Annotated in this window: 2 protein-coding genes and 1 pseudogene; 2 read left to right on the forward strand and 1 reads right to left on the reverse strand. The window is 66.1% G+C overall.

The window, feature by feature from the left end:
- Nucleotides 1-316: 316 nt before the first annotated feature.
- Nucleotides 317-819: pseudogene (locus LHA35_RS28030) on the forward strand (transposase); the annotation flags it as partial.
- Here the strand turns inward: LHA35_RS28030 and LHA35_RS28035 are convergent.
- Nucleotides 780-1,031: a hypothetical protein gene (locus tag LHA35_RS28035; protein WP_226614745.1), complete on the reverse strand. Its 252-nt coding sequence runs from the start codon at nucleotides 1,029-1,031 to the stop codon at nucleotides 780-782. The pseudogene LHA35_RS28030 and the gene LHA35_RS28035 overlap by 40 nt on opposite strands.
- A gap of 220 nt (nucleotides 1,032-1,251) precedes the next feature.
- Here LHA35_RS28035 and LHA35_RS28040 point away from each other — a divergent pair.
- On the forward strand, nucleotides 1,252-3,062 hold a 1,811-nt coding region (locus LHA35_RS28040), incomplete at its 3' end, for a DUF4347 domain-containing protein (protein ID WP_226614758.1).

Below are 3,062 nucleotides of genomic sequence, written 5' to 3' on the forward strand. Positions count from 1 at the left end.
CGGGTTCGGTCGGCGGCGCTCACCTCGACGACAATGCCTGTGCGCATGGCCCAGACTCGCATGCCGGGCCGGGCGCCGGAATCCCTACCAGGACTCTTCCGTCAGGCGCGATCCACTAGACTGGGGATGTCGCATGAAGGTGGATCAACGATATTGGGCAATCAACAACTCGCTTCGTCTTATATAAAATATGCAGTAAAAACACTGTAGACCTCCTGTCTAATGACACTCATAACTAATGCCGGCCGAAATTGACCTGCGCCCCTGAAATGGATCCGGGTTTGGTGAGAGAGTTGGCCTCCTGAGGGAGGTCAGGATTCCTGGGAAGCGTTTGAGGCCGGAACAGATTATCGGAATGCTGCGGCAGGCCGAGGTGGAGTTGGCGCAGGGCCGGATGGTGAGCGAGGTCTGCCACGGGCTGGGGGTATCGGGGGCGAGCTTCTACCGCTGGCGGACTGAGTATGGGGGCCTGAAGGTCGACCAGGCGCGGCGGATGAAGGACCTGGAGCGGGAGAATGCCCGGCTGAAGCGGGCCGTGGCTGAACTGACGCTCGACAAGCAGATCCTGAAAGAGGCTGCTGCGGGAAAATACTAGGCCCCGAGCGTCGCCGGGCATGTGTCCGTCATGTGCAGGCTACGCTTGGCGTCTCCGAACGCCGGGCGTGCCGCGCCCTCGGTCAGCCGCGTTTGACGCTGCGCCGTGCGCGTCGCGTCAGGGACGACGAAGCGGCGTTGACCGAAGCGATCTTGGCCCTGGCGGCCGAGTATGGCCGCTATGGCTACCGACGGATCACGGCGATGCTGCCCGCCGACGCTTGGAGTCGCTTGCGGTCGCAGCCGGCGAGCAGGCGGCGGATCTCGGTGGTGGTCAGCGCCGCCGCCTGCCGGGCCGGGGTGCCGTGCCGGCGCAGGATGCCGCGCAGGGTGTGGCGGATCGCCGGATGGCCGGGGTTCCAGGGGGGGCCGGCCAGGGTATGCGCCCCGCCGATGGCGGCAAGGCGGCGGCGGAGCGCTTCGCCCACCCTGGGCATCGGGTGGAGCAGATTTCAGGCGGCGCCAGCATTATGGTTGAGTAACAACTACGTGGAACAATCTTGGGTTTGTAGCGCATCGGGATCTATTCGGAAGAGATATTCTACTTGCTGGCACAGAGTCCTTGCGGTGAGACCTCTCCGGAAAGCCTCAGGTCTGTTCGGAAGAGCTCATGCGAGCGGGCTCAGTGCCGCTTTGGTTTTCTCACCGGAGCCCACCATGCCCGCGTCCCAGCCTCTCTGCCACCTCTCCTCCGCTGCGCTCGGCGCGGAGGCGGCCCGCGAGATCGCCTTCATCGACCCCGCCGTTGCCGATATCCCGGTGCTCCTGCGCGGCCTGCGCCCTGGCGTGGACGCGATCCTGCTCGACCGTAGCCGCGACGGCCTGGTCCAGGTGAGCGAGGCGCTGGCCGGGCGGCAAAACATTGCAGTCGCTCATATCATCGCGCATGGCGCCCCAGGGCAGGTGCAGTTCGGCGCCAACACGGTGACCGCTGAGGAACTCGGCCGGCGGACCGCCGAGCTGGCCAGGATCGGTGCTGCCCTCGGACAGGGCGGCGACATCCGGCTCTGGAGCTGCGAGACCGGCGCGGGCGAGCAAGGCGCCGCCTTCGTCGCTGCCATGGCCCAGGCCACCGGCGTGCGGGTGGCAGCCTCCAGCATGCGCGTCGGCGCCGCGGCACAGGGCGGCCGCTGGGAACTGGACGTGACAGCCAAGGGGCACACCGCCGGGGCTCCCATCACCCCAGAGGCAGCGCAGAACTATGCCGGCGTGCTCGGCACCATCACTCTCGACCCGAACCCGCTGACCGATGGCTATCTTAGCGCGGCGGATGCGGCCGGCCCATTCACCATCAGCGGGACAGACTCCGGCACCGGTGTAACGGCCAGCACAAAGATAACCCTGACTTTCTACAAGCCGGATGGGGTTACCGTACTGCTTCAGAAGACCAATGTTCAGGTTGGCAACCCGAGTGGGACTCTTTGGTCGTACACGCTCACAGCAGCCGAAATCGCTCAAATTTCTCCAGAAGGCGGGTCTGGCTACAAGCTGGTGGTCTCTGATAATGCGGGAAGCTCCAGTGTAGCCAGGAACTATACTGTCGATACCGCAGCGCCGGCGGCGCCTGCGATTGTCGAAGTAATGGACGATGCCGGCGTCGTGACCGGGACGGTAGCGAGCGGCGGGACGACCGACGACGCCACCCCGACGGTGAAGGTGTCGCTGGCCGGGACCGGCGCCCTGGCCAACGACAAGGTGACCCTCACCGTCGGTACGGTGACCACCAGCTACACCCTGACCTCGGCGGACGTCACCGAAGGCTATGCCCTGGTGACCAGCAATGCCATCAGCGGCGGTGACAGCAAGACGATCCGTGCCACCATCACCGACGCGGCCGGCAACACGTCCGCTGCCAGTACCACCACCTACAGCATTATCCTCGACACCACGCCGGGCGTGACGCAGACCGGCTCGGACGGCGCCGATACGCTCGCTGCCGGTGACGACGGCGACATGCTGGTCGGCTTCAAGGGCGCCGACTATCTGGTGGGTGGCAGCGGCAATGACGTCTTCGTCTTCAGCCCCGGGGATGGGCCGGACTTCGTCAACAACTTCACGCCCGGTACCGACAAGCTGCTCTTCGCAGGCGGCCTCACCAGCGATGACGTCTACAGCTTCCAGGGCAGCTTCGATGCGGGCGGCACGGTACTGACGGGCCTCTACGTCCAGTACGGTTCCGACGACTCACGGGTCTTCCTGAACGGCGTGTCGACCTTGCAGCCGGGCGACATCACCTTCGGCTCCGTGCCGGGTGGCGTGGAACCCCTGCCCAGCTTCACTGTGGTGCAGGGGGCAACGACGACGCAGGTGGGGGCCACTGCTTATACCGGCCCGATCACCGGCCTGCAGTGGCAGTACACCGGCAGCGCGGCGGCGGAGGCGGTGACCGGCACCGGCCGCAACGACCACATGGCGATGGGGCGCGGCGCCGATACGGTCCGCGGCGGCGCCGGCGACGACTTCCTCGA

The organism is Roseicella aerolata (assembly GCF_020523605.1).
GTDB classification, from domain to species: domain Bacteria; phylum Pseudomonadota; class Alphaproteobacteria; order Acetobacterales; family Acetobacteraceae; genus Paracraurococcus; species Paracraurococcus aerolatus.

What these genes read in the sequence shown, in the direction of transcription:
- LHA35_RS28035 (WP_226614745.1), bottom strand. Translation starts at nt 1,031, where the DNA reads ATGCCCAGGGTGGGCGAAGCGCTCCGCCGCCGCCTTGCCGCCATCGGC.